Genomic DNA, 25,497 nt, shown 5'->3' with positions numbered 1-25,497 from the left:
TCCCCATGCCCAAGATATCGACCACGACCGACTATGCGGCGCGCGACGTGACGATCGCGATCAATTCCTACACCACGGTCCTGCGGCGCGACCGGGTGCCGCACGACGTGTTCGCAACGTACTGGCGCGACGTGCACGGGCCGCTGTGCGCGCGGATACCCGGCCTCGGCTGGTATGTGCAGCATCATCTGGACCGCGCGCAGGATGCCCATTTGTGGCCGGCGATCGACGGCATTGCGCCGTTCGTGGACTATGAACTGGACGGCGGCGTGGAGATCGGGTTCGCGTCCGCAGCCGACCAGGCGGCGTTCAATGCCGCGAGCCACATCCTGTTCGCCGACGAGCAGAACATGTTCGCCGCGACCGTTGCCTATGCGCTGCCGAACGGTTCCTGGACGCTGGTCGACCGGTTGCCGGATGCGACGCCGAACGGCGACGACGGGATCGACCGTATCCACGTTCATCTGGGCGCGGCAGACGGCGATGCAGATGCGTTCGCCGAATATATGACCGGGTTCGCGAGGCAGCTGGCCGCGGATCCCGCGGTGCTGAAACTGCGTCTGCACCTGCCCGATCGGTACGATAATGCCGATCCGGCGCCGCCGGCCCCGAATGTCGACCATGCCGTACCGACCGAGCGCACACTGATCGCGGTGCTGGACCTGGCATTCGAGTCGCCGATCGCACGCCGCGCATTCTTCGAAAGCGAGACGTTCGTGGCGACCCGGGTGGAGCAGAAGGCGCATATTGCCCATGCGACGGCATTCGCGGTGAGCGGGGTCCATACCTATGTCCGCGACGGTCAGCTGACGACGGCGGGGTTGCGCGGCAGCCGGGCGGCGCAACTGATCGAGCGGCTGGGCGCGAACAACCAGCTTGCCGCCGACGTGGCCGGCCTGATGCGTACCGGAACGCTGTAACGATCAGCGACGCGGCCCCGAACCCGGCGCTTTACGACGCGCCGGGACGTTCCTACGCTGCCGACACAGGCGCGCCGTCCCGGACGGAAGATGCGGACGGTGATGCAGGACAGGATGGGGACGGCGATGGGGACGAACCGGCGGAACGTGTTGGCGGGCATCGGCGCGGGCGTGGCGGCGTCGATCGCGGAAAGCGCCTTTGCGCAAGGCGGCGGCCGGGGGCGGCGCAAGCTGGGCTATGCGATCGTCGGGCTGGGCAGTTATGCCACGCGCCAGATCATGCCGCGGTTCAAGGAATGCGATTCGTCGCGACTGGTGGCACTGGTCAGCGGGACGCCGGCCAAGCTGACCCGTTACGCCGCGGAATATGACATCCCGGCCGGCAACTGTTACGGCTATCGCGATTTCGACCGGATCCGCGACAATCCGGCGATCGACATCGTCTATATCGTGCTGCCCAACAGCCTGCATGCCGAATACAGCATCCGCGCGGCGCGGGCCGGCAAGCATGTGATGTGCGAGAAGCCGATGGCGACCAGCGTGGCCGAAGCCCAGGCAATGATCGCGGCATCGCGCGCGGCGGCGCGCATGCTGATGGTCGGATATCGCAGCCGGTTCGAACCGCATAACCGGCTGGCGATCGAACTGGCACGCGGCGGCCATGTCGGCCCGACGCGGATCGTGACCGCGGAGCATGGTTTTGCGGCGCAGCCCGGCCAGTGGCGGCTGGACCGCGCGCTGTCGGGCGGTGGTTCGCTGATGGATATCGGCATCTACAGCCTGAACGCGGCACGATACCTGACGGGGGAGGAGCCCGTTTCGGTGCAGGCGGTGGAATCGACCGACCGGCGCGACCCGCGGTTCCGGACGGTGGAGGACCGGATCGATTTCATGCTGCGCTTTCCGTCCGGCGCGATCGCCAACTGCGTGTCGAGCTACAGTTCCAACCACAACCGGTATCGGGTGGTGGGCACCGGCGGCGATATCGATCTGGAGCCGGCGACATCCTATGACGGGCAGCGCATGACGATCCGGCGGGACGGTGCGACCACGGCACGCGTCCTGCCGGCGGAGCGGCGATCGCAATTCGCGCTGCAACTGGATCATCTGTCCGACTGCGTGACGAGCGGGCGCGCGCCGATCGTGGCGGGGGAAGAGGGGCTGGCCGACATGCGCGTGATCGAGGCGATATACCGATCCGCGCGCGAAGGCCGCAGCGTGCGGTTCGACCGGGCGTGAGCATGACCTGGTCGCGCCGCGGCGTCGTGGCGGCCGCGCTGGCGACACCGGTGGTGCTGGCATCGGCGGCGCGCGGCGCTCCGGCCCCGACAAGGACGGTCGGTGGCGTGCGGCGGATCGACGCGGCGCTGGACACGGTCATCGATCCGGCAGCCCCGGTCGAAGTGCTCGGCGAGGGCTATCGCTGGGCCGAGGGGCCGGTGTGGGTGCGCAGGCGCAACTGGTTGCTGTTCACCGACGTGCCGGGCAACACCGTCTGGCGGTGGCGCGAGGGGGTGGGGTTGGACAGGTTCCTGCAGCCTTCGGGACTGGTGGGGCCGGTGCCGGACGCGTTCAACGAAGCGGGCGCGAACGGGCTGGCGATCGACCGGGAGGGGCGCCTGGTGATGGCCGACAGCGGCAATCGCGCGGTCGCGCGGGTCGACCTGGATACGAAGCGCAAGACGATCCTGGTCGACCGGTTCGGCGGACGACGGTTCAACAGCCCCAACACGGTGGTGGTCGCGCCGAACGGAGCGATCTTCTTCACCGATCCGCCGTACGGGTTGAAGGACCACCAATCGCCGTTGCGCGAGCTGCCGTTTCAGGGCCTGTACAGGCTGGACCCGGACGGGCGGCTGCACCTGATCGACCGGCGCCATCGGCAACCGAACGGCCTCGCGCTCTCCCCCGACGCGCGCACACTGTACCTGGCGTTGTCGGACGAGACGAAACCCGAAATCCATGCCTATCCGCTCGACAGCCGCAGCGAGGCCGGCGCGCCGCGGCTGTTCCGCGACATGCGTGCGGAACAGGCGGCGGGCGGGCCGGGGTTGCCCGACGGCATGACGGTGGACCGGGCGGGGCGGCTGTTCGCGACCGGGCCGGGCGGCGTCCATGTGCTGACCCCTGACGGGCGGCTGCTGGGTATCATCGCGACGGGAAAGACGGTCGCCAACTGCTGTTTCGGCGGTGCGGACGGGCGGACATTGTTCATGACGTCGTCCGACATGCTGGCGCGGGTCAGGACGCGGACCGCGGGCTGGTAGGGGGCACGCTCGACGGATTTCGTGACCGCGATCGGGATGGCTATGTTTTGGCCGGGGTGTTTGCGGAGAAACCTGTCTAGGGAAGCCAAATCGCGGAATTGCCATAGAGGCCTGAATGACTGTCGTAGCCGCCTATCTGTATCGCCATGGCAAACGGGTGCGCGAGGTCGGGATCGACGAGAAGGTCGATTGCCCGGCCGATCGATCGGAGTTCGTCTGGATCGGCATCTGCGATCCGAGCGTGGAGGAGATGCATGTCCTGCAGGAGCAATATGGGCTGCATCCGCTGGCCGTCGAGGATGCGGTGAAGGCGGACCAGTTGCCGAAACTGGACGTGTACGGCGACCAGTTGTTCGTCGTGGCGCGGACCGCGGCGCTGGACGGGGACAAGATCGCGTACGGCGAGACGGCGATGTTCGTCGGCCACAGCCATATCATCAGCGTGCGCCACGGATCGGCACGGTCGCACAAGGCGCTGCGCCTGCAGCTGGAGGCGGCGCCGACGCTGTTGATGCACGGCGTCGACTATGTGTTGCATGCCATCCTGGACTATATCGTCGACGGATATCTGCCGCTGGTGGAAACGATCGAGGACGAGGTACTGGAGATGGAGCAGCGTACGCTGGACAGTTTCCTGGGCCGCGAGGAGATCACGCGGATCTTCACGTTGCGCCGCGAGATGATCCGGTTCCAGCGCGTGCTCGGGCCGATGAGCGAGGTGGCGGGCAAGATCGTGCGGCTGGACCTGCCCTGCATCGACGTGGAGGCGAAGCCCTATTTCAGCGACGTACTGGACCATGTCCGCCGGACGCAGACGATGGTCGACGGGCTGCGCGACGTGCTGTCGTCCGTGTTCGAATTCAGCAACCTGCTGGAACAGCAGCGGACCGGCGCGATCACCCGCCAGCTTGCGGCCTGGGCGGCAATCCTGGCGGTGCCGACCGCGATCGCCGGCATATACGGCATGAATTTCGAACATATGCCCGAGCTGAAGACGCAATATGGCTATTTCGTCGTGCTGGGGGTGATCGCGGTGGTCTGCACCGCGCTCTATCTGCGGTTCAAGCATGCCAAGTGGCTGTAACTTTGGTCGGTACAGTGGCGGGATGGTGAAGCGACGCGCTTAACGTGCCGCCGCGGGACAGCGCGAATGGGCGACTGGCCTTGCCGCGGGGTTTGAGCGATGGCGGGCCGGAGAAGTGGGAGCGGGTAGGATGGCGGGAGGATCTGGCGGATTTGGGGGCGGGCGGATCGCACAGCTGGCGCTGGGCACGGCCGTGCTGGGTTCGGTCGCCTGGATGGCGGGCGTATCGGCGCGCACCCCGCCGCTGATCCGGACCGGCTGGGTGACGCCCAAGTCGCCGACCGACCATGTCGGGTCGGTCCGGACCGTCCCCGCGAAGCCGGCGGTCGTGCCGGTCGCGGCGCCTGCGGTGGACGAGGGCATGGTGATCCGACGCGTGCTGGATGTGCCGCGCCCGTTCACCCACGGCGACTATGTATGGGACGAGGCGGGCGTGCCGGCGGGGCCGATGATCGTGACGGTCGACCTGGCCGCGCAGACGCTGTCGGTGTTCCGCGGCGGGTACGAGATAGGCACCGCGGTGGTGATGTACGGCGCGGACGAGAAGCCGACGCCGCTGGGCATATTCCCGATCACGCAGAAGGATGCGGACCATGTGTCCAATCTGTACGGCGCGCCGATGCCGTACATGCTGCGGCTGACCAACGACGGCGTGTCTATCCACGGCAGCGACGTGGAATGGGGCACGGTAACGCATGGTTGCATCGGGGTGCCGACCGCGTTTGCGGCCAAGCTGTTCCGGGCGGTGAAGCTGGGCGACCGCGTGATCGTGACGCGCGGCGAGATGTTGCAGCAGGGCGAGGCGATCACTGCCGCTTGAGGCGGACGCTGTTTCCCGGTTTTGTTCGGTTCGCGGAGCCGGCAGGTGGCGAAACCGGCGAGCGTATTACCCCGCGGTGCGGGTGTAGCGACCGTCGAGATAGACCAGTGGATCGACGTCGCCGTAGGAACGGACGTCGACGAGGCGGCCGATGAAGAGCGCGTGGGTGCCGTAGCCGAGCGAGACGTCGTTGTGGCAGACGAAGGCGGCCTGCGCGTCGGCGAGCATCGGCAGCCCGCGCGGGCCGGTGATCCAGTTGCCGGTGCCGAACCGGTCCTCGCCCGAGGCGCCGCCACCGCAGGCGCGGCTGACATCCTCGTGCATCGCACCCAGCACGTTGATGCAGAAGTCCGCGCCGGCCGCGAGCGGCGCGTGGAGCGAGGCGGAGCGGTTGACCGAGACGATCATCGACGGGGGATCCATCGACAGCGCGTCGACCGCGGTCGCCGCCATCGCATAGCGGCGACCCAGATGCAGGCAGGTGATGACCGTGACCGATTTCGCCATCCGGCGCAGCGCGAGCCGGACCGCGGCGGCGAGCGTCGCGGTGTCGGTGGCGGGCGGGATGTCCAGATCGGTCGCGGTCGTCATTCGGCGCTCCAGTAGATGTCGATCGCGGCTTCGGTGGCGGCGAGCACGCGGCCGATCGGCAGGGTGGACGAGGGGCCTTCCTCGATCGCGCGCTCCAGCGTGGCTTTCTTCACGTCGCCGGCGATCGTGACGATCATCGCGTGGCCACCGGCGAGCGCGGGCAGGGTCAGCGTGACGCGGTTGGCGGGACGATCGGCGGGCATCGGATCGGGCCGGACGCCGATCGCGCGGCGCGCGGCGGGGCCGTTCACCGCATGGTTGAAATCAGGGCCGGGGAAGATCGACGCGGTGTGGCCGTCCTCGCCCATGCCCAGCCAGACCAGGTCGGGCGGAAAATGCAGGTCGGCGAGGCGCGCGTCGGCGGCGCGGCCGGTGGCGGCGGGATCGTCGGTCGCGGTGGCGCCGCGGACGAGCGGCACGAGCGTCGCGCCTGTCTTGCCCGCCATCTTGGTCAGTTCGGCGAAATTGCTGAGCTTGTCGTCATCGGGCACGATCCGGTCGTCGGTCAGCGTGATGACGACCTTGTCCCAGGCGATCTTGCGCTTGCCCAGTTCGGCGAAGATCGCGGCCGGCATGCTGCCGCCGGTGACCGCGAGCAGCGCATGGCCACGACCGGCGAGCGCGCGTTCGATCACGAATTCGATATCGTCGGCAACCTGTTGCGCCAGGCTGTCGCGATCCTCGAACTCCCACCATTCGGCTTCGATCATCGGTAGGTCTCCTTGGGGTGTCGCGCGGGGCATAGCGGATGGGCGCGGGGGTGGCGAGGGGGGCTTCTGCCGCTCTTTAATGGTCGGGATGTTCCGGTCGCTGCCTGGTGGTACCAAGCCAAGCCCTCTCCCCGGAGGGGAGAGGGCTTTAGGCTCTTAAAGCGTGCGGACGAGCAGGTTGGCGATGGCGGCCCAGGGGGGGTCGGCAAGGACCTGCTGGCGCATGCCGGCACCGAGCGGGAGCATCTGGAGCTTGCCGGCCTCGCGCCCGATGAGGCGGCCGAACAGGAACCGGCCGGCGGGGCGGGGGACGAGGATGTCGCGGTTGAGCGCGGCCGGAAAGCCGTCCGGCCCCACGCGGCGGCACCACAGTATGTCGCCGGCGCGGTAATCGCCGACGCCGGCCTCCACGATGATCGCGACCTGATCGGCGGCCGGGCGGGGGGGCAGGACGGCGTCGGATTGCCGCGGGGCATGCGCGCCGGTGCCGCCGAGGATCGCGGCGACGGGCAGTTCGGCCTGGTCCGGCAGGCGGACGAGATCGGCGGCGGGCACGTCCAATGCGGCGGCGATGCGGTTCAGCCAGCCGACCGACACCGTGCGCATGCCGGTTTCCAGCCGGCCGATCGTCTGGGCCGTGGTCGGTGGGACGCAGGCGTCGGCGACGTCCTGCAACGTCATGCCCCGCGCGCGGCGGACGTCGCGGATGACTGTGATCATGGGACCTCGATAACCGTTCTGGTTATTGTGCTGTCCTACAATCATGGCGTTATGGCAAGTGTTCGTCGGTAGGGCGATGAGGATGCGCGACATGGGGCTGACGTTGGATCGGCGGGGGCAGGCGGTGATGGCGGCGCTGGCGGCAGGGCGGAAGCTGTCCGATACGCCGGCGGCGCTGGTCGAGATGCTGGTGCGGGCGGACCTGGCGCGGGTGACCGACGACGGGCTGGTCGCGACTGCGGCAGGTCGGGGGTGGTCGGTCCGCGACGCGACGCCGGACGGCGCGAACCGGATGCTGGTGACCAGGACGCTGCCGGCAGCCGAGGGCGGCGGACGGCGCGTGACCGTCAATCTGGGCGAGTCGCCGCTGGGCTGGCTGCGCGCGCGGGGGCATGTGAGCGCACGGCAGTATGAGGCGGGCGAGCGGGTGCGCGCGGACTGGGAAACGGCGCAGCTGGCCCCGCGCGTGACGATGCGCTGGGACCCGGCGGCGACGCCGGGCGGTGGTACGGGGGGCGCGATCGACCCGTCGGGGGCGCAGCTGTCGGCCAGACGACGGTTCGAGGCGGCCGTCGCGGCGGCGGGGCCGGGCCTGTCCGACGTGGTGTGGCGGGTGGCGTGCGCGGGCGAGGGGCTGGAGGCGGCGGAACGCGCGCTGGGGTGGCCGAAACGGTCGGGAAAGCTGGTGCTGGGGCTGGCGCTGGACCGGCTGGCGGATCATTATGGCATGCATTGAGATTGGCGGATCGTGGCGATCCGAAGCCGATCCACGGGAGCAGGGCCGTCATGATCCTTTATGGAAGTTCGTTTTCGCCGTTCGTGCGCAAGGTGCTGGCATTCGCCGCCGAAAAGGACGTCGCGATCGACCTGCACCGCATCGGGCGGGCCAGTACCGATCCGGCGTTCCGCGAGGCCAACCCGCTGGGCAAGATGCCGGCTTTGCGCGACGGCGACTATCTGCTGGCCGATTCGTCGGCGATCGTGGCGTATATCGAGGCGCTGCATCCGGAGCCGGCGCTGATCCCGGCCGAGCCGCGCGCGCGGGGCATGGCGCTGTTCTGGGACGAGTTTGGCGATGCGGAACTGTTCGACGCGGTACGGCCGATGTTCTTCAACCGGGTGGTGCGCCCGCGGTTCGAAGGCAAGCCGGGGGACCTGGCCGCGGCGGACGCGAGCGAGGCGGACGTGCTGCCGGGGGTGCTCGCCTATCTGGAGGCGCGTATTCCGGAGAGCCTGTTCCTGGTCGAGGACCGTATTACGCTGGCCGATCTGGCGGTGGCGAGCCCGCTGGTAAACCTGGAACATGCCGGCGGGGTGCTGGACGGATATCCACGGATATCGGCGTATCTGGCAGCGATGCTGGCGCGGCCTTCGTTCGCGGGGTTGGTGGCCAAGGAGCGGGCAATGCTGGCGCGGATGGGGTGAGTCTGGGGCGCGAGGTGACGTGGCGGTGAACGGGGTGTCGCCGACCGAAGAGAGATCCCGGCTTTCGCCGGGATGACCGTTTGGGGTGGGCCGTTGGCAGTTTCGGGCTCGTTCAGGACGGGTGGGCTTCCGGTTCGTCCTCGGGAGCGGCCGCCGTGTCGCGGTAATAGGGTTCGACCGTGCCGTTCAGCTTGATCGTCATCGGATTGCCCTTGCGATCGAGCGTGCGGCCGACCGCCATTTTCACCCAGCCTTCGGAAATGCAATATTCGTCGACATTCGTTTTTTCGACCCCGTTGAAGACAATGCCAACGCCACGCTGGAGATGTTCGGCCAGGAAGAACGGGCTTTTCGGATTGGTGGACAGCCGGTCCGGCGGGGTGTCCGTAGCCGGGGCTTCGGTGGTCGGCAGGTCGCCCGGGTTCGGGTCGCCTGGGTTCTGGTCAAGGGTCTGATCGGTCATGGTGCGGATTCCGTTTCGTGTTTCGTGTCCGATAGCGCGGTGCAGCAAATTACGCTATCGGCGCGGCCATGTTGAATCTGAACGGTATCACGGTGCGTCTTGGCGGACGCACGATCCTCGACCGCGCGACCGCCGCGTTGCCGACGCGGGCGCGCGTCGGCCTGATCGGGCGGAACGGCGCGGGCAAGTCGACCCTGATGAAGGTCATCTGCGGCCTGGGCGATGCCGACGAGGGCACGGTCGAGATGCCGAAGGGCGCCAAGATCGGCTATATCGCGCAGGAAGCGCCGTCGGGCACCGCGACGCCGTTCGAGACGGTGCTGGACGCCGACCTGGAACGCAAGGCGTTGCTGGAAGCCAGCGAGACCGAACAGGACCTCGACAAGCTGGGCGAGGTGCACGAACGGCTGATCGCGATCGACGCTTATGGCGCGCCGGCGCGGGCGGCGCGGATTTTGGTCGGGCTGGGTTTCGACGAGGAAATGCAGGGGCGGCCGCTCGACAGCTATTCGGGTGGCTGGAAGATGCGCGTCGCGCTGGCGGCGCTGCTGTTCTCGGGGCCGGACCTGCTGATGCTGGACGAGCCGTCGAACCATCTCGACCTGGAAGCCACGATGTGGCTGGAAAATTTCCTGAAGGGCTACCGCGCGACGATGGTGGTCATCAGCCACGAGCGCGACCTGCTGAACAATGTCGTCGACTATATCCTGCACCTGGAGAACGGCACGACGACGCTGTACGCGGGCGGGTATGACTCGTTCGAGCGGCAGCGGGCCGAGCGGCTGGCGCAGCTGGAGTCAGCGCGGGCAAGCCAGGCCAAGCAGCGCGAGAAGCTGCAGGACTATATCGCGCGCAATTCGGCGCGGGCATCGACCGCCAAGCAGGCGCAGTCGCGCGCCAAGGCACTGGCCCGGATGCAGCCGATCGCGAGTGCTGCGGAGGATCCGACGCTGTCGTTCAATTTTCCCGACCCGAGCGAGCTGCGGCCGCCGCTGGTGACGCTGGACATGGCGGCGGTGGGGTATGCCGAGACGCCGATCCTGCAACGGCTGAATTTCCGGCTGGACCCGGACGACCGGGTCGCGCTGCTCGGGCGGAACGGCAACGGGAAGACGACGCTGGCGCGGCTGCTGGCGGCACAGCTGCCCGCGATGGACGGCGAGATGACGTCGAGCGGCAAGATGAAGGTCGGGTATTTCACCCAGTACCAGGTCGAGGAACTCGACACGTCGGACACGCCGCTGGAGCATATGACGCGCATCATGAAGGGGATGAGCCCCGGCGCGGTGCGCGCGCAGCTTGGGCGGTTCGGGTTTTCGGGCGACAAGGCGCTGACCAAGGTCGGCAAGCTGTCGGGTGGCGAGCGGGCGCGGCTGGCGCTGGCGCTGATCACGCGGGAGGCGCCGCACATGCTGATCCTGGACGAGCCGACGAACCATCTGGACGTCGATTCGCGCGAGGCGCTGGTCCAGGCGCTGAACGACTATTCGGGCGCAGTGGTGCTGGTGAGCCATGACCGGCACATGCTGGAGCTGACCGCGGACCGGCTGGTGCTGGTCGACAATGGGACGGCGCAGGAATATTCGGGATCTCTGGACGACTATACCGACATGGTGCTGAAGGGGTCCGGCGGGACGTCCGGCGATGCGGCGTCGGGCGCCGGCAAGAACAAGTCGAAGCAGGACCGCAAGGCGGCAGCCGAACTGCGCGAACGGTCGCAGGGCTTGCGCAAAGCGGTGCAGGCCGCGGAGCGCGAGATGGCCAAATTCTCCGCGATGCGCGGCGAGATCGACCTGGCGATGTTCGATCCGAAATCGGCCGGGGCGGCCTATGCCAAGCTGACGATGTCCGAACTGATGAAGAAGCGCGCGGAGGCGGAGGCCGGGCTGGCCGATGCCGAGGCGGTGTGGGTCGCGGCGACCGAAGTGCTGGAAAAGGCGGTCTGAGGCTGGCGCACGCCATCCTTCGCCTTGGTCGGTCATCCTGACGAAAGTCTGGATCCATTATCACTCCGGCGGCAGGAAAGCCGCAACCGTCGTGATAATGGATCCCAGCGTCCGCTGGGATGACGGTGCGCGTGTTCGCGCTTACCGTAGGAGCAATCGATGAATTATCGCAGGATCGGGCGTTGGGCGGCTGGCGTCGGGGCAGTCGCGGTGGCGGGGGCGGGGCTGTACTGGCTGCGCGAGCGGACGACCGAGAAGCCGGATTATGTGACCGTCGAGGAGGAAGATACGTTCGCACTGCGGCGCTATCCGCCGATCCTGGTCGCGCGGACGGTGCAGCCGGGCGGGCGCGACCGCGCGCTGGGGCAGGGGTTCGGCGTGCTGGCGGGCTACATCTTTGCCGAGCACCGCGAGGGCGACGAGATCGCGATGACCGCGCCGGTGCTGGCCGAGCGGACCGAGGGGCGCGGGTGGACTGTCAGTTTCGTGATGCCGAAGGCCTATACGCGCGACACGCTGCCGACGCCGGACGCGGGGATCGAGATCAGCATGATCCCGGCGCGGCGGGTGGCGACGGTGCGGTTTGCGGGCAAGGCGGACGATGCGTTGCTGGCGGAAAAGAGCGCGCAGCTGGCGGCATGGATCAAGGCCCGCGGGCTGGAGCCGGTCGGCGGCGTGGAGCATGCGTTCTTCAACTCGCCGTTCATTCCGGGGCCGTTGAAGCATAATGAGGTATGGCAGGCCGTTGTCTGACAGATAACGCAGTGAACCATATCGGTTAAAACCGCTTGACAGCGGTGCGCTGTTCTGGCACATGACGTGAACGATGAGAAATTCCGAAAGGGGCCGGGGCGGAGACGCTTTCCGGCCCCTTCGTCGTCCGGGGGGCATGACGCGTGGGAGAGAAAGCGACCGCGGACGAGGCCAGGCCCGACAAGCCCGACAAGCCGCAGAAGTCCGACAGCTGGTCGGCGACGATTGAGAAAGCGTTCCTGGTGGAACTGGCCGGGTCCGCCAACGTGACGCGGTCCGCGATCGCGGTGGGGACGACCGACAAGCGGGCTTGGCAGCGGCGGCAGATGGATTCGAAGTTCCGCACGCTGTTCTTGCGCGCGTTGTCGGAAGGCTATCTGCGGCTGGAACTGCGGATGCTGCAACGCGCGCTGGAACGCGCTGCGGGGGGAGAGGCGGAGCGCAACGCGCCGACCAGCCAGGAGGAGCGGACCTGGTTGCAGCTGCTGCGGCAACACCGGGCGGCGGTGCAGGCGACCGATATCTTCGAGGAGATCGATGACCTGGCCGTGGTAGCGCAGCGGATCGAGGAGAAGTTCACGGAGATGAAGCGGCGACTGGAAAGCGTGGCGGAATGAAGGGGGCGGGCCTTGGAACGATCGCTGGGCGAAACGCTGGCGTTACTGCCCGATCGCGAGCGGAAGCGGATGTTGCGGCGGCTGGGCGAAGGTGCGCGCGGGCTGGAGCATCGCTGGGACCTGTGGGCGCGGCCGGGGCAGCGTGCGCCGGCGGGCGACTGGCGGGTATGGCTGATGCTGGGCGGGCGCGGGTTCGGCAAGACGCGCGCCGGGGCGGAATGGCTGCGCGCGCAGGTGGAGGGGCGGCCGGGGGTGCAGGCGGCGCTGGTCGGCGCGACCTATGCGGAAGCGCGGGCGGTGATGGTGGAGGGGGAGAGCGGGCTGCTGGCGATCGCGCCGCCGCACGCGCGGCCGGTTTGGGAGCCGTCGCTGCGCCGGTTGCGGTGGCCGGGCGGGGGGACGGCCTTCGTCTATTCCGCTGCCGAACCGGAAGCGCTGCGCGGGCCGCAGCATCATGTGGCCTGGGCGGACGAGATCGCGAAATGGAAGGGGGGCGATGCGGCGTGGGACAATCTGGCGATGGGATTGCGGTTGGGCCGCTTGCCCCGCATCGTGGCGACCACGACGCCGCGGCCGGTGCCGCTGGTCCGGCGGCTGGTCGCGATGCCGGGCATGGTGGTGACGCGCGGGCGGACCGCGGACAATCGCGCGAACCTAGCGGACTCGTTCGTGGCGACGATGGACGCGCTGTACGGCGGCACGCGGCTGGGGCGGCAGGAGCTGGACGGCGAGCTGATCGAGGAGATCGACGGTGCGCTGTGGAGCCGCGCGCTGATCGAGGCGTGCCGGCGCGACGTGGCGGTGCCCGCGGTGCGGACGGTGGTGGCGGTCGATCCGCCGGCGGGGGCGACGGCGACGTCGGACGCGTGCGGGATCGTGGTGGCGACGCTGGGCGCGGACGGGGTGGCGCAGGTGATCGCGGACGCCAGCGTGCAGGGCGCAAGCCCGGAAGGCTGGGCGCAGGCGGTGGCGGATGCGGCCGCGACGCACGGGGCGGATCGCGTGGTGGCGGAGGCGAACAACGGCGGTGCGATGGTCGACAGCGTGCTGCGCGCCGCGAACCGCGCGATGCCGGTGAAGCTGGTCCATGCCAGCCGCGGCAAAGTGGCGCGGGCGGAACCGGTGGCGGCGCTGTACGAGGCCGGTCGCGCGGTGCATGTCGGCGCGTTTCCGCGGCTTGAGGACGAGCTGGCGGGGTTGCTGTCGGGCGGCGCTTATGTGGGGCCGGGGCGGTCGCCGGACCGGGCGGATGCGCTGGTGTGGGCGATGACCGAGCTGATGCTGGGGCGCGGGGGTGGCGCGCCGGGTTTGCGGGTTTTGTAGCCTCGTAGGCTGTGCGCGTCTCGGCTGCGCTCGACGGGTCCCTCGACTTCGCTCGGGATGGACGGTTTTGGTTTTCTGGAGGAGCGCGATCATGTGGTTGTTCGGGCGGAAGTCCGGACGTGCGGAGGCGCGTCCGGCGTTGGTGCGGAGTGCGGGGGGCGGCGTGCTGGGGGATTGGCCGCGCGGGTACGAGGCGCAGGTGCGGGCGGCGTATCTGGGCAATGCGGTGGCGCAGCGATCGGTGCGGATGGTGGCGGATGCGTGTGGCAGCGTGACGGTGCTGGCGGCCGAGCAGGGGCATGTCGCGGAACGGATCGTGAAGCCGGTGCTGGAGACGGTGGCGGCGCAGATGCTGTTGCACGGGAACGCCTATCTGCTGATCGGGTGCGGGGCGGACGGGGTGCCGGAGGCGCTGTATCCGCTCAGGCCCGAGCGAGTGACCGTGGAGGCGGATGCGGGTGGGTGGCCGGTGGCGTACCGGTATCAGGCCGGGACGGTGACGACGCGCTATCCGGTAGCCGGGGAGGGCGGCGCGGGGGGCGTCGTGCACTTGAAGGCGCTGCATCCGCTCGACGACCATTATGGCGTAGGGTCGCTGGGGGCGGCGGCGGGGCCGGTGGCGATCCACAACGCCGCGACGCAGTGGAACAAGGCGCTGCTCGACAATGCGGCGCGGCCGTCCGGCGCGCTGGTCTATGATCCGGGCGAGCCGGGGGCGGTGCTGAGCCGCGACCAGTATGACCGGTTGAAGGCGGAGATGGAGGCGAGCTTCGCGGGATCCAGCAACGCCGGGCGGCCGATGCTGCTGGAGGGGGGGCTGAAATGGCAGGCGATGAGCCTGTCGCCGGCCGATATGGATTTTGTCGGGCTGAAGGCCGCGGCGGCGCGCGAGATCGCGCTGGCGTTCGGTGTGCCGCCGATGCTGCTCGGGCTGCCGGGCGACAATACCTACGCCAATTATGCGGAGGCGAGCCGCGCGCTGTGGCGGCTGACGGTGCTGCCGCTGGTGGCGCGGTTGCTCGATGGTGTGTCGGAAGGGCTGGCGGCATGGTGGCCGGGGCTGGCGCTGGTCGTCGACCTGGATGCGGTGCCGGCGCTTTCGGGCGATCGCGCCGCGCTGTGGGGGCAGGTGGCGGCGGCGGATTTCCTGTCGCGGGCTGAGAAGCGCGAATTGCTGGGGTTTGCGGTGGAGGTGGATGCGGCGGGCGCCTCGGCGGAGGCCGGGGCCTGAACGGCGCCGTTTCACCTAGGCCGAGGCCTTCGCCGGGTAACGTACGAACGGTGTGGGGGAGGATGCGATGACCGATGTGGCGATGCTGGCCCGGTTGCTAGCCCAGGCAGAGGAGGAGGGGGCGGGGCTGGTGACGCTGCGCGCCCTGATCGAGGAGGCGAGCGAGGCGGGCGCGAGCCGCGCGCTGGAGCGGCTCGGGCTGAGCGATGCGTCCGCCCGTAACGATATCAGTGCGTTGCGCGAGCTTTTGAAAGCGTGGCGCGATGCGAAGATTTCGACCCGTAACGCGGTGCTGGCCTGGGTCATGCGGATCGTGCTGGCGCTGCTGGTGGTCGCGATGGCGGCGCGGCTGGGGCTGACCGAGCTGCTGAAGCCATGAGACGGCCGGGGAAAATGGTGCGGTTCGAGGGCTATGCCGCGTTGTTCGACGTGGTGGACCGGGGCGGCGATATCGTGCGGGCGGGGGCGTTTGCGCGGAGCCTTGCGGAGCGGCCGGGGCGGGTCGCGTTGCTGCGTCAGCATGGCGGGTTGCGGCCGGTCGGGACGATCGATGCGCTGGTCGAGGATGCGCGCGGGCTGCGTGTCGCCGGACAGGTGCCGGCGGGATCGGCGATGGCGGCGGCGTTGCTGGCCGGCGCGGTGACAGGATTGTCGTTCGGTTACCGTTCACGGCATGAACGCCGGGGAACATATCGTGAACTGATAGAGGTCGACCTACTCGAGGTGTCTCTGGTGACGGTGCCGATGCAGCCGGGCGCCCGGGTCGATCGGGTCTGGTGAGGCGACCGCCTTGCCGACGCAAGATTTTCAACAGGAGAGACATATGTACGAAGTGAAGGCAGATGCGTTTGGGCGGCCGGCCCTGTCGGGTGCGCGGGCGGATGGCGCGGTGACGGCGTTCGTGGAAGGCTATCTCCGCGCCGGGCGGGAGGTGGGCGTCGAGCTGAAGAGCGTGAACGGCGTCACCGATGCGGCGGGCGGTTATGCCGTGCCGGAGGAGATCGACCGGCGGATCGATGCGACGTTGGCGAGCATCTCGCCGATCCGGTCGATCGCGCAGGTCGTCAAGGTCGGGACCGCGGGGTATCGCAAGCTGGTGACGCGCGGGGCGACGCCGTCCGGCTGGGTGGCCGAGACGGCGGGGCGGCCGGAGACGGGCACGCCGGTGTTCGCGGAAATCGCGCCGCCGATGGGTGAGCTGTACGCCAATCCCGCGGCGAGCCAGGCGATGCTGGACGATGCGGCGTTCGACGTGGAGCACTGGCTGGCGAACGAGGTGGCGACCGAGTTCGCGCGCGCCGAGGGGGCGGCGTTCGTGGCCGGAAACGGGGTGAACCGGCCGCGCGGGTTCCTGGCCGAATCGGTGGCGCCGGAGGGGGACGCGACCCGGGCGTTCGGGACGCTGCAATATGTGCCGTCGGGTGCGGCGGGCGGGTTCGGCAGCAATGCGCAGGACCGGCTGATCGATCTGGTCCAGGCGCTGCGCAGTCCGTACCGGCAGGGTGCGTCGTTCGTGATGAACAGCGCGACGCTGTCGCTGATCCGCAAGGTGAAGACTGCGGACGGAGCGTTCCTGTGGCAGGCGGGGCTGATCGAGGGGCGGCCCGATACGCTGCTGGGCTATCCGGTGGTGGAGGCCGAGGACATGCCCGACGTGGCGGCCAACAGCCTGGGTATCGCGTTCGGCAATTTCCGGGTCGGTTACCTGATCGCGGAACGGCAGGAGACGCAGATCCTGCGCGATCCGTTCACCAACAAGCCGTTCGTCCACTTCTACGCCACCAAGCGGGTGGGGGGTGCGGTGGTGAATGCCGAGGCGATCAAGCTGATGCGGTTCTCGGCCGGCTGATCTTCGGCAATGTCAACAGCCTACCTCCGTTTGGTTCGAGCCTGTCGAGAACATTGCCGTTGCGCAGGGTTCTCGGCTTCGCTCGGCGCTTGCGCGAACCGAACGGAGTCCATTGGAAGGAGGGGTGGGATGGCAGCGGTCGGGATCGACGAGGTGAAGGCGTATCTACGCCTGGAGACGGATGCGGAGGATGCGTTGATCGCGACGCTGGTCGCGGCGGCGGAAGGCGTGGCGGAACGGTTCCTGGGGGCGCCGCTGGGGACGGAGGTGCCGGCGGCGGTGCGCCAAGGGATCGTGCGACTGGCGGCACATTTCCATGCACATCGTGACGACGATGCGGGGCCGCCCGCCGTGGTGGCGGCGCTGTGGCGGCCTTATCGGCAGATGCGGCTGTGAGCCCGGGGCAGGGCGGGGGCGGTGCAGGGCTGGCGGGGCTGTTGCGGGAGCGGGTGACGGTTTCGCGCGGTGATGCGACGCGCGATGCGCAGGGGGGCGTGTCCGGCAACCTGGTGGCGCTGGGTATCGTGTGGGCGGGGTGCGTGCCGGACGGGGAGCGGCGCTGGCGGATCGCCATGCGGCCGTTCGACGTGAGGGTGGGCGACCGGATCGGGCGGGCGGGGATGGTGCTGCGCGTGGTGCGGGTGCTGGCCGATCCGCGGATGCCGGACCGGATCACGCTGTTCGCGGAGGAAGTGTCGTGACGCGGGTCGAGCGGATCGCGCTGCGTCGGCAGCAACAGGTGATCGCGCGGGTGGCGGCGCGGCTGCGTGCCGCCTTTCCGGAACTGGACGCGGTGGGTGCGGCGGACGGCGTGACGCTGGTCGGGTGCGGGCTGTCGCGGCGGATGCTGGACGATGTGCGGTTGCGCGACCTGCGTCGGACGATCGGGGAGGATGCGACATGAGCGATGCGGCGGGAGCGGTGCAGGCAGCGCTGGTTGCGGCTCTGCGGGCCGGGCTTGGCGACCGGGTGACCGGCGTATTCGACGGGCCGCCGGCGGGGGCGAAGCTGCCCTATGCGGCGATCGGCGAGGCAACGACATCGGCCTGGGGCGCCAAGGGGCTCGACGGGCGGGAACACCGCATCGCGGTGGTGCTGTGGGACGAGGGCGGGCGGCCGTCTCGGCTTCACGCGCTGATGGCGGTGGCCGAGGACGCGATCGAGGAAATGCCGCGCGAGCTGGCCGGGCACAGCATCGTGGGGCTGCTGTTCCTGCGCGCGCGACTGGTGCGCGATGCCGGGCGGCCGTGGGCGGGGCTGGTGGAATATCGGGTGCGGACTGTGCCGGTGCCTTGAGCCCCTTCCCTGAAGGGGAGGGGCTCTCTGTTTCAATTGTTTAGTGGAGGCTTTTCATGGCGGTCGAGAAGGGAAGTGCGTTCCTGCTGAAGGTCGGGGATGGGGCGGCGAGCCCGGTCTATGCGACCGTGGCTGGCATGCGGACGACGATGCTGTCGATCAACGGCGAGGCGGTGGTCATCACCAGCAAGGCGTCGGGGGGATGGCGCGAGTTGCTGTCCGGGGCCGGCGTGCGATCGGTATCGGTCGCGGGGGCGGGCGTGTTTACGGGATCGGCCGCGGAGACGCGGTTGAAGGCGAATGCGCTGGCCGGGTTGCTCGACGATTACGAGCTGAGCTTCGAGAGTGGCGAGCGGTTGCGCGGGCGGTTCCTGGTCGCGCGACTGGACTATGCCGGCGATTACAATGGCGAGCGTTCCTATACGCTTGCACTTGAATCTTCCGGCCAGGTCCAATCGTCGTGAACCCGGCGCGGGGAGAGGCGGCACTGACCGTCGACGGGGCGGCGCTGACGCTGCGGCCAAGTTTCGAGGCGTTGGTGGCAGCAGAGGGCGAGCTGGGACCGTTGTTCGCGCTGGTCGAGCGGGCGGCGGCGGGGACGCTGTCGCTGGCAGAGATCGCAGCGCTGTTCTGGCACGTAGTGGCGGATCGCGACGCCGGCCTGACGCGCGAGCGGATCGGCGAGGCAATCCTGGAGGCGGGGCTGGCGGCGGTGACGCCGGCGCTGCGCACGCTGATCCTGCAGATCCTGCAGGGTCGGTAAATGGCAGACCCGGAGGTGTTGCGTGTGGGGCGCGCACCCCCCGCCCTTCCCCGGAAAGGAAGGGGGGAAGACGGTGCGCGGTTCGCCGAGGCGGCGGTGCGGATGGCGGGGCAGGCGGGCGTGCTGTTCGGGTGGGGGCCGGAACGGTTCTGGCGCGCGACGCCGGCCGAACTGGCGGCGCTGGCGGCGGTGGTGGCGGGCGATGTCGACGTGCCGCTGGGTGCGGGAGAACTGGACGCGATGCGGGAAAGGGATCCGGATGGATGACGAGATCGAGCGGCTGGTGATCGGCGTGCGGGCCGACACGGCGGGCTTTGCGCGCGACGTGGCGGCGATGCGCGACACGCTGGCCGGACCGTTGGAACGGGACGCCAATCGAGCGGGACGCGCGATCGAGAGTGCGTTGGCGCGCGCGGTGCAGACGGGAAAGCTGGGGTTCGACGACCTCAAGCGGACGGCGCTGGCGGTGCTGGGCGAGATCGCGGCGGCGGCGGTGTCGGGCGGGATCGCGTCGGTGCTGGGCGGTGGCAGCCCGAAGCGCGGGGGGCTGGCGTCGGTGGCGGCGACGCTGGTCGGCGCGGTGGCGGGGCTGCCCGGGCGGGCGACCGGAGGACCGGTGTCGCCGGGCGCGGCCTATGTGGTGGGCGAGCACGGGCCGGAACTGTTCGTGCCGACGAGCAGCGGTCAGGTGCGGGCCGCCGCGGGGGCCGCGCCGGAGGCGGGGCGCGAGGTGCGGGTGGCGATTTCGGTGAATGTCGCGGGCGGGGCGGCACCGGAGGCGCTGGCGCGGTCGTCGCGGCAGGTGGCGCGGGCGGTGCGCAGTGCGCTGGCGGCGGCGGAGCGGTGAGGGTTTCGGGCATGCGTGTCTGCTGGCGCTGCACCTAGAAAAGCCCCTCTCCCCAGCCCTCTCCCCTGGAGGGGAGGGGGCGCCTTGTTGCTCTTGAATGGAGGTTGGAATGGGCTGGCGATTGGCGACGGAGCGGACGGAGACGGGGTATGTGAAGCGGTTCGACGTGCGGTTCTGGACCGTCGATTTTCCGCGGCCGGTGATGGCGTCGGTCGTGACGACGGGGCCGCAGGCGTTGCGGGTGGATGCGGTGTTCTACAACCGGGACGACCTGGCGGGGCTGATCTGGGCATCGGAGGATCGGTGGGATCATCCGCTGGCAAGTTACGAGACGAGCAGGGATTATCAAGATTGCACGCTGCGGTTCCGGTGGCGGTCCGGCGGCATTCGTGCGCTGGACGCAATCAACGGCCCGACGCTGACCATCGAGGGGCGCGACGCGGCCGGGCGCGCGCGGGCCTGGTATGTACGACTTTGGAATCATGCGCGCGGCGACCCGCAGGATGCGGAGATCGCGGTCGATTTCGCCCGGCTGGACGGCGGATATCTGTTGCCGGGGGAGGCGGACCCGGTGTGGGCGGGGGACATCGACCGGATGTTCATATCGCTGGTGGCCCCCGAGTACGACAAGGCGGGTGGACCGCTGCCGGTGCCGGCCGAAGGCTGGGTGGAACTGTCCGGCATGCGATGCGACGGTGCCGGATCCGTGCTGGCGCTGGGCGATGCGATGGTGCCGGCGCACGGCCTGCGGATCGCGACCGGATATGACGATGCGTACAACCTGACGCCCGAACGGGTGCTGCGCGGTGCGCTGCTGCTCGGCTATCGCGAAGTGATCAACCATTATGTCGGGATGAGCCATTATTTCCGGCTGGAACGGGCGGACGACGGGCTGTTTGCGAGCCTGGCCGGCGGGGCCCTGAACGTCGCTTGTGCCAGTTGGCATCGTGACTTTGCCGCGCGTGCACGGGCATTGGGATATCGAGTGATCCTGTCGCTGAGCTATGAATTGTTCGATGCGCATGCGTGGGGCGACTGGAAGCAGCGGACTGAGGACGGCGACTCGGCGTTGACCGGATGGGTGCCGCCGTCGACGCTGCTGTCGCCGGCGCATGGCGGCGCGATGGCGTATCTGCAACAGGTGGCGCGGGCGTTCGTACGGATCGCAGTGGAGGCCGGGCTGACGCCTTGGTTCCAGGTGGGGGAGCCGTGGTGGTGGGTGGCACCGGGCGGCCGACCCTGCCTGTACGATGTCGCCGCACGGACGGCATTCGGCGCGGCGCTGGTGTCGATCCCGGATGTGAAGACGCCGATGGATGCCGCGCAGCGGGCGATGCTGGACCAGGCGGGCGCGATGCTGGCCGCGTCCACGCTGGCGCTGCGCGATGCGGTTCGCGCGGCGGCACCGGGATGCCAGGTCGCGCTCCTCGTCTATCTGCCGACGGTGCTGGACCGGACGGCGCCGGAGCTGCGGCGCGCCAATGTGCCGCTGGGCTGGGCGCGGCCGGCGTTCGATATGCTGCAGCTGGAGGATTATGACTGGGTGACGACCGGCAATGTCGGGGCGACCGTGCGCGGCGTGGCGGCGATGGCCGCGCGGCTGGGATATCCGGCCGCGGAACAGCAGTATTTCTCCGGCTTCGTACTGAACCGCGAGGCGGCGTCGCAGTGGCGCGAGATCGATGCGGCGGCGGAGGCGGCACGCGCGCGCGGGATCGCGGACGTCTTCGTCTGGGCATTGCCGCAGGTGGCGCGCGACGGGTTCGTCCATTGGGATGCGGAAGGAGAGGCGATGACGCCGTTCGACGAGGTGGATTTCCCGATCGCGCTGGGGCGGCAGGCGAGCGTTTCGCCGGGCTTTTCGACAGCGGTGGTGACGAGCGCGTCGGGGCACGAGCAACGCAACGCGGACTGGGCGGAGGCAAGGATGCGGTTCGATGCCGGGCCGGGGGTACGGTCCGACGCGGATGCGCAGACGCTGATCGCGTTCTTCCGTGCGCGGCGCGGGGCGGCGAAGGGGTTTCGTCTGCGCGACCCCTATGACGACAGTTCGGCGGCGATGACGGATGCGCCGGCGTTCGCGGACCAGCGGATCGGGATCGGCGACGGGGTGGCGACGCGGTTCGCGCTCACCAAGACCTATGGCAGCGGCGGGGACGCGGCGGTGCGGCGGATCACGCGGCCGGTGGCAGGCAGCGTGCGGGTCGGCGTGGCCAGTGTTGCGGCGATCGGCGGATGGACGCTGGAACCGGGCGGGGTGGTGGCGTTCGATGCGGCCCCGGCGGCCGGCGCGGTGGTGACGGCAGGGTATCGGTTCGACGTGCCGGTCCGGTTCGCGGAGGACCGGATAGAGGTGTCGCGCGCGACATATCTGGCAGGCGAGATCGCGTCCGTGCCGCTGATCGAGATCCGCGAGGGGTAAGGGAGCGAGCCATGCTGGACTGGTTGCAGGCGGAACTGACGCGGGTCGCCTTTTGCTGGCGGCTGGACCGGCGGGACGGGATCAGCCTGGGGTTCACCGGGCATGATCGCGATCTGGTGGTGGATGGCCTGACCTATGCCGCGGCGCCGGGAATGGTGCCGTCCGCCGTGACGCGAGAGGCCGGGTTCGCGGTGGCGACCTTGGATGTCGCAGGCGCGCTGACGCACGACCGGATATCGGCGGCGGACCTGGACGCGGGGCGGTGGGACGGCGCGGCGGTAAGGATGTTCGCAACCGACTGGGGCGATCCGGACGCGGTGCCGCTGTTGCTGGCGCGCGGCGAGATCGGCGATGTGGCGACGCGGGGCGGCGGGTTCGAGGCGGAACTGCGTGGGCCGACGGCGGTGCTGGAACGGCCGGTGGTCGAGCGGACCTCCCCCGAATGCCGTGCGGCGCTTGGCGACCGGCGGTGCCGCGTGGACATGGCCGGTCGGGTGATGACGACGGCGATCGTGCAGGTAGCGGACGTGCAGACGATGGCGGTGCCCGATGACGGGGCCGCGCCGGGCCGCTGGGGTGGTGGCCGGATACGCTGGCTGGACGGGGCGGCCAGCGGCTTGTCGGTGGGGATCACCGCGTCGGAAGGCGGGACGCTTTTCCTGCGCGATGCGCCGCCGTTCGGGGCGGTGGCGGGGGACCGGGTCGAGCTGACCGAAGGGTGCGACCGGAGCCTGGCGACGTGCAGCGACCGGTTCGGCAACGCGGCCAATTTCCGCGGGGAGCCGCATCTGCCGGGCAACGACCTGCTGACGCGGTATCCGGGGGAATGAGATGATGAACGATGTGGTGCCGAACGATGTGGTGGCGCGGGCGCATGCCTGCATCGGCGTGCGGTTCCGGCCGCAGGGGCGGGTGCCGGCCTATGGGCTGGACTGTGTCGGGCTGATCGCCTTTGCCGGGCGGTTGCCGGGTGAGAAGGTGCCGGCGCGCTACGCGATGCGTGGCGGGACGGCGGACGATGTGGCCGCGCAGGTCAATGCGGCGGGGCTGGTCCGGCTGGACGATATGCCGGGGCCGGGCGCGGTGGTGCTGGTCGAGGCCGGGCCGCGGCAGTTCCACTTGCTGATCCTGATGGCGGACGGGTTTGTCCACGCGGATGCCGGGATCGGTCGGATCGTCGCGGTGCCCGGCATCGTGCCGTGGCCGGTGATCGCGTGCTGGCGATATAAAGGGGGATAGGCGATGGCGACTTTGGTCCTGACTACGGTCGGTACGCTGGTGGGCGGGCCGATCGGGGGTGCGGTAGGCGCGCTGATCGGCAACCGGATCGATGGCACCGTGCTTGGCGGCGGCGGGCGGCAGGGGCCGCGGCTGGGCGAGCTGAGCGTGCAGACATCTTCCTATGGCAGCATGATCCCGAAAATGTTCGGGCGGATGCGGGTGGCGGGTACGGTGATCTGGGCGACCGACCTGAAGGAGAACATGACGCGCGGCGGGGGCGGGAAGGGGCAGCCAGATGCTAGGCAGTATAGCTATTCTGCCTCGTTCGCTGTCGCGTTGTCCGCGCGGGCGGTGCGGTCGATCGGCCGGATCTGGGCGGACGGGACGTTGCTGCGCGGGGCGGCGGGCGACTGGAAGGGTGTGACCGGCTTCCGCTTCCACCCCGGCGGGGAGGGGCAGGTGGTGGACCCGCTGATCGCGGCGGTGGAGGGGATCGACCGGGCGCCGGCCTATCGCGGGATCGCCTATGTCGTGTTCGAGGACATGGCGCTCGCGGCTTACGGCAATCGGATCCCCTCGCTGAGTTTCGAGGTGGAGGCGGATGCCGGTCCGATGACGATCGGCGCGGTGGCAGCGATCCTGTCGGGCGGGGCGATCGCGGACGGCAGCATGACGCAAGTGCTGGGCTATGCCGCCAGCGGGGACAGCGTGCGCGGTGCGGTCGAAACGCTGGCGGCGGCGGTGCCGTCGGTCCTGATCGATCCCGACGGGGGGCTGGTGCTGCGCGAGGGCAGGGAACCGCCGGTGACGCTGCCGGTGACGGCGCTGGGCACGGCGGTGGGCCTGCAGGGCGGGGTGCGGCAGGAACGCGATCGGCGCACGGCGGGCACGGCCGCGGATGCAGTGACGATCGCCTATTATGAGATCGAACGCGATTATCAGGCCGGGCTGCAACGTGCCGGGCGGGGCGGCGTCGGCCGACGGGTGACGGCGGTCGAGCTGCCGGCGGTGATGTCCGCCACGGTGGCCCGCGACATTGCCGAGCGGCGGCTGGCGACGGACTGGGCGGGGCGGCACGAAGCGGTCGTGCGCCTGCCGTGGCGGTGGATGGGATTGATGCCGGGGGCGGCCGTCCGGTTGCCGGGGGCGGGGCCAGTTGCCGATTGGCGGGTTGCCGGCGTGACGATCGACCGGATGGTGGTCGAGGTGCGACTGGTCGCACAACCGGCGGAACGCGGTGCCATGCCGCCGCCCGCGGTGCCCGGGCGGGCAGTGATGCAGCCGGACCGGCCCCACGGACCGACGACGATCGCGATATTCGAACTGCCGGCCGGCGTGCCGGGCATAGCGGCCGGGGGCGGGGTGCATGTGGCCGCGGCAGGCGTGTCGCCCGGTTGGCGGTCCGCCCTGCTGTCGGGCGGCGTGGACGGCGATGCCACGCTGACGCCGATCGGGCGGACGGCCCCGGCGGCGGTCATCGGCCGGGTGGCGGTGGCGATGCCGGTCGCGGGATCGACGCTGTTCGATGCACGGACGGCGATCGAGATAGTGCTTCTGAACGATGCGATGGCGCTGGAGGGGCGGTCCGATGCGGCGATGCTGAACGGGGCGAACCTGGCGCTGGTCGGCGGCGAGTTAATTCAGTTTGGTCGGGCCGAGCAGATCGGCGTCGCGCGGTTCCGCCTGACGCGGCTGCTGCGCGGACGCTATGGCACGGAGGCGGCGATCGGCGCGCATGGCCCGGACGAACGGTTCGTGCTGGTGGAGCCGGACCGGCTTGTCACGATGGCCTTGCCGGCTACCGCTATCGGCGCACCGGCGACGATCATGGCCAGCGGCATCGGCGATGCCGATCCGGTCGAGGCCGTCGGCCCGTTCCTCGGGCTGGCACTGCAACCGCCGGCTCCGGTGCATCTGTCGGCGACGCGCCTGGTGGACGGGACGATATGGTTCCGCTGGACCCGGCGCAGTCGCGCGGGCTGGGCGTGGGCGGACGGCGTGGACGTTCCGCTAGGCGAAGAGGCGGAACGGTATCGCCTGACCATCTCCCGCGCGGCTCGGACGGTGCGGACGGTGACCGTCGACGGACCCGCGTGGCTGTACCCGCCGGACCTGCAGGCCGCAGACGGTTTGGCGGGGGCGGGGGCCTTGGCGTTCGCAGTGGCGCAACTGGGGACGCTGGCCGCGTCCCGGGAAGCGGGGCGGATCTTCACCGTTTGAAACATTGGG

The 25,497-nt window shown here is 69.7% G+C and carries 31 protein-coding genes; 27 read left to right on the top strand and 4 right to left on the bottom strand.

Annotation, left to right across the window (positions count from 1 at the left end; translation table 11 throughout):
* Positions 1-5 precede the first annotated feature (5 nt).
* From BKY59_RS08875 to BKY59_RS08855, 5 genes are all read left to right on the top strand, one after another.
* Positions 6-920, top strand: coding sequence for an EthD domain-containing protein (locus BKY59_RS08875; RefSeq protein WP_076070735.1), 915 nt, complete (start codon positions 6-8; stop codon positions 918-920).
* A gap of 126 nt (positions 921-1,046) precedes the next feature.
* Positions 1,047-2,159, top strand: a complete 1,113-nt coding sequence (locus BKY59_RS08870) for a Gfo/Idh/MocA family protein (RefSeq protein WP_076070814.1) — start codon at positions 1,047-1,049, stop codon at positions 2,157-2,159.
* A gap of 2 nt (positions 2,160-2,161) precedes the next feature.
* Entirely contained in the window at positions 2,162-3,187 is a 1,026-nt protein-coding gene (locus tag BKY59_RS08865) for an SMP-30/gluconolactonase/LRE family protein (RefSeq protein WP_076070733.1), read from the top strand.
* Between the two features lie 115 nt (positions 3,188-3,302).
* Positions 3,303-4,271, top strand: a complete 969-nt coding sequence (locus tag BKY59_RS08860) for a magnesium and cobalt transport protein CorA (RefSeq protein ID WP_076070732.1) — start codon at positions 3,303-3,305, stop codon at positions 4,269-4,271.
* A gap of 130 nt (positions 4,272-4,401) precedes the next feature.
* Positions 4,402-5,091: a L,D-transpeptidase family protein gene (locus BKY59_RS08855; RefSeq protein WP_083672000.1), complete on the top strand. Its 690-nt coding sequence runs from the start codon at positions 4,402-4,404 to the stop codon at positions 5,089-5,091.
* Positions 5,092-5,157: 66 nt separating this feature from the next.
* Here the strand turns inward: BKY59_RS08855 and BKY59_RS08850 are convergent, their stop codons facing one another.
* From BKY59_RS08850 to BKY59_RS08840, 3 genes are all read right to left on the bottom strand, one after another.
* Complete coding sequence (locus BKY59_RS08850; RefSeq protein ID WP_076070730.1) at positions 5,158-5,682, bottom strand: flavin reductase family protein; 525 nt, start codon at positions 5,680-5,682, stop codon at positions 5,158-5,160.
* Positions 5,679-6,392: a 6-phosphogluconolactonase gene (gene pgl / locus BKY59_RS08845; protein ID WP_076070729.1), complete on the bottom strand. Its 714-nt coding sequence runs from the start codon at positions 6,390-6,392 to the stop codon at positions 5,679-5,681. The genes BKY59_RS08850 and pgl overlap by 4 nt, the downstream gene beginning before the upstream one ends.
* Before the next feature lie 156 nt (positions 6,393-6,548).
* Positions 6,549-7,112: a helix-turn-helix domain-containing protein gene (locus BKY59_RS08840; protein ID WP_076070727.1), complete on the bottom strand. Its 564-nt coding sequence runs from the start codon at positions 7,110-7,112 to the stop codon at positions 6,549-6,551.
* A gap of 292 nt (positions 7,113-7,404) precedes the next feature.
* On the opposite strand from BKY59_RS08840, the gene BKY59_RS08835 reads away from it, so the two are divergent.
* Positions 7,405-7,848: a DUF6456 domain-containing protein gene (locus tag BKY59_RS08835; RefSeq protein ID WP_076070811.1), complete on the top strand. Its 444-nt coding sequence runs from the start codon at positions 7,405-7,407 to the stop codon at positions 7,846-7,848.
* Between the two features lie 50 nt (positions 7,849-7,898).
* Positions 7,899-8,537, top strand: coding sequence for a glutathione S-transferase family protein (locus BKY59_RS08830; protein WP_076070809.1), 639 nt, complete (start codon positions 7,899-7,901; stop codon positions 8,535-8,537).
* Positions 8,538-8,649: 112 nt separating this feature from the next.
* Here the strand turns inward: BKY59_RS08830 and BKY59_RS08825 are convergent, their stop codons facing one another.
* On the bottom strand, positions 8,650-9,000 hold the full coding sequence (locus tag BKY59_RS08825) for a DUF3297 family protein (protein WP_083671999.1): 351 nt from the start codon (positions 8,998-9,000) through the stop codon (positions 8,650-8,652).
* Positions 9,001-9,068: 68 nt separating this feature from the next.
* On the opposite strand from BKY59_RS08825, the gene BKY59_RS08820 reads away from it, so the two are divergent.
* The 20 genes from BKY59_RS08820 (at position 9,069) to BKY59_RS08720 (ending at position 25,488) form a co-directional block, all read left to right on the top strand.
* On the top strand, positions 9,069-10,946 hold the full coding sequence (locus tag BKY59_RS08820; protein ID WP_076070725.1) for an ABC-F family ATP-binding cassette domain-containing protein: 1,878 nt from the start codon (positions 9,069-9,071) through the stop codon (positions 10,944-10,946).
* Positions 10,947-11,105: 159 nt separating this feature from the next.
* Positions 11,106-11,699 carry an SOUL family heme-binding protein gene (locus BKY59_RS08815; RefSeq protein WP_076070723.1) on the top strand — a complete coding sequence of 198 codons (594 nt, stop codon included), beginning with the start codon at positions 11,106-11,108 and terminating at the stop codon, positions 11,697-11,699.
* Between the two features lie 143 nt (positions 11,700-11,842).
* Positions 11,843-12,316, top strand: coding sequence for a hypothetical protein (locus BKY59_RS08810; protein ID WP_076070721.1), 474 nt, complete (start codon positions 11,843-11,845; stop codon positions 12,314-12,316).
* A 12-nt stretch (positions 12,317-12,328) separates the two neighbouring features.
* Positions 12,329-13,639, top strand: a complete 1,311-nt coding sequence (locus tag BKY59_RS08805; protein WP_420822088.1) for a DNA-packaging protein — start codon at positions 12,329-12,331, stop codon at positions 13,637-13,639.
* A gap of 91 nt (positions 13,640-13,730) precedes the next feature.
* Entirely contained in the window at positions 13,731-14,870 is a 1,140-nt protein-coding gene (locus BKY59_RS08800; RefSeq protein WP_076070719.1) for a phage portal protein, read from the top strand.
* Positions 14,871-14,937: 67 nt separating this feature from the next.
* Positions 14,938-15,249 (top strand): DUF6127 family protein, encoded by a 312-nt coding sequence (locus BKY59_RS08795; RefSeq protein ID WP_076070717.1) that lies wholly within the window; start codon positions 14,938-14,940, stop codon positions 15,247-15,249.
* Between the two features lie 14 nt (positions 15,250-15,263).
* Complete coding sequence (locus tag BKY59_RS08790) at positions 15,264-15,650, top strand: HK97 family phage prohead protease (protein WP_240500036.1); 387 nt, start codon at positions 15,264-15,266, stop codon at positions 15,648-15,650.
* Between the two features lie 43 nt (positions 15,651-15,693).
* On the top strand, positions 15,694-16,719 hold the full coding sequence (locus BKY59_RS08785; RefSeq protein ID WP_083671998.1) for a phage major capsid protein: 1,026 nt from the start codon (positions 15,694-15,696) through the stop codon (positions 16,717-16,719).
* A gap of 129 nt (positions 16,720-16,848) precedes the next feature.
* Entirely contained in the window at positions 16,849-17,115 is a 267-nt protein-coding gene (locus BKY59_RS17105) for a head-tail connector protein (protein WP_129586312.1), read from the top strand.
* Positions 17,112-17,420: a head-tail adaptor protein gene (locus BKY59_RS08770; RefSeq protein WP_083671996.1), complete on the top strand. Its 309-nt coding sequence runs from the start codon at positions 17,112-17,114 to the stop codon at positions 17,418-17,420. The genes BKY59_RS17105 and BKY59_RS08770 overlap by 4 nt, the downstream gene beginning before the upstream one ends.
* Positions 17,417-17,623 (top strand): hypothetical protein, encoded by a 207-nt coding sequence (locus BKY59_RS08765; protein ID WP_076070711.1) that lies wholly within the window; start codon positions 17,417-17,419, stop codon positions 17,621-17,623. The genes BKY59_RS08770 and BKY59_RS08765 overlap by 4 nt, the downstream gene beginning before the upstream one ends.
* Complete coding sequence (locus BKY59_RS08760) at positions 17,620-18,015, top strand: DUF3168 domain-containing protein (protein WP_076070709.1); 396 nt, start codon at positions 17,620-17,622, stop codon at positions 18,013-18,015. Before BKY59_RS08765 ends, BKY59_RS08760 begins: the two co-directional genes overlap by 4 nt.
* Before the next feature lie 56 nt (positions 18,016-18,071).
* Positions 18,072-18,479: a phage tail tube protein gene (locus BKY59_RS08755; RefSeq protein ID WP_076070707.1), complete on the top strand. Its 408-nt coding sequence runs from the start codon at positions 18,072-18,074 to the stop codon at positions 18,477-18,479.
* Positions 18,470-18,778 carry a gene transfer agent family protein gene (locus tag BKY59_RS08750; RefSeq protein WP_129586311.1) on the top strand — a complete coding sequence of 103 codons (309 nt, stop codon included), beginning with the start codon at positions 18,470-18,472 and terminating at the stop codon, positions 18,776-18,778. The genes BKY59_RS08755 and BKY59_RS08750 overlap by 10 nt, the downstream gene beginning before the upstream one ends.
* Positions 18,779-19,045 carry a phage tail assembly chaperone gene (locus BKY59_RS18350; RefSeq protein ID WP_083671995.1) on the top strand — a complete coding sequence of 89 codons (267 nt, stop codon included), beginning with the start codon at positions 18,779-18,781 and terminating at the stop codon, positions 19,043-19,045.
* Complete coding sequence (locus BKY59_RS08740; protein ID WP_076070702.1) at positions 19,038-19,625, top strand: tail tape measure protein; 588 nt, start codon at positions 19,038-19,040, stop codon at positions 19,623-19,625. The genes BKY59_RS18350 and BKY59_RS08740 overlap by 8 nt, the downstream gene beginning before the upstream one ends.
* Before the next feature lie 109 nt (positions 19,626-19,734).
* The gene (locus tag BKY59_RS08735) at positions 19,735-22,047 is read left to right on the top strand and encodes a DUF2460 domain-containing protein (protein ID WP_083671994.1); all 2,313 of its coding nucleotides are present in this window, start codon (positions 19,735-19,737) and stop codon (positions 22,045-22,047) included.
* An 11-nt stretch (positions 22,048-22,058) separates the two neighbouring features.
* On the top strand, positions 22,059-22,877 hold the full coding sequence (locus tag BKY59_RS08730; protein WP_076070699.1) for a DUF2163 domain-containing protein: 819 nt from the start codon (positions 22,059-22,061) through the stop codon (positions 22,875-22,877).
* 1 nt (position 22,878) lies between these two features.
* The gene (locus BKY59_RS08725; protein WP_240500035.1) at positions 22,879-23,286 is read left to right on the top strand and encodes an NlpC/P60 family protein; all 408 of its coding nucleotides are present in this window, start codon (positions 22,879-22,881) and stop codon (positions 23,284-23,286) included.
* Between the two features lie 3 nt (positions 23,287-23,289).
* Positions 23,290-25,488: a phage tail protein gene (locus tag BKY59_RS08720; protein ID WP_076070697.1), complete on the top strand. Its 2,199-nt coding sequence runs from the start codon at positions 23,290-23,292 to the stop codon at positions 25,486-25,488.
* Positions 25,489-25,497: the final 9 nt, after the last annotated feature.

The sequence above is a fragment of the Sphingomonas montana genome, assembly GCF_001956315.1.
GTDB lineage: Bacteria > Pseudomonadota > Alphaproteobacteria > Sphingomonadales > Sphingomonadaceae > Sphingomonas_R > Sphingomonas_R montana.
The sequence above is the reverse complement of the archived record's forward strand: the minus strand, read 5'-3'. Positions and strand labels throughout refer to the sequence as shown.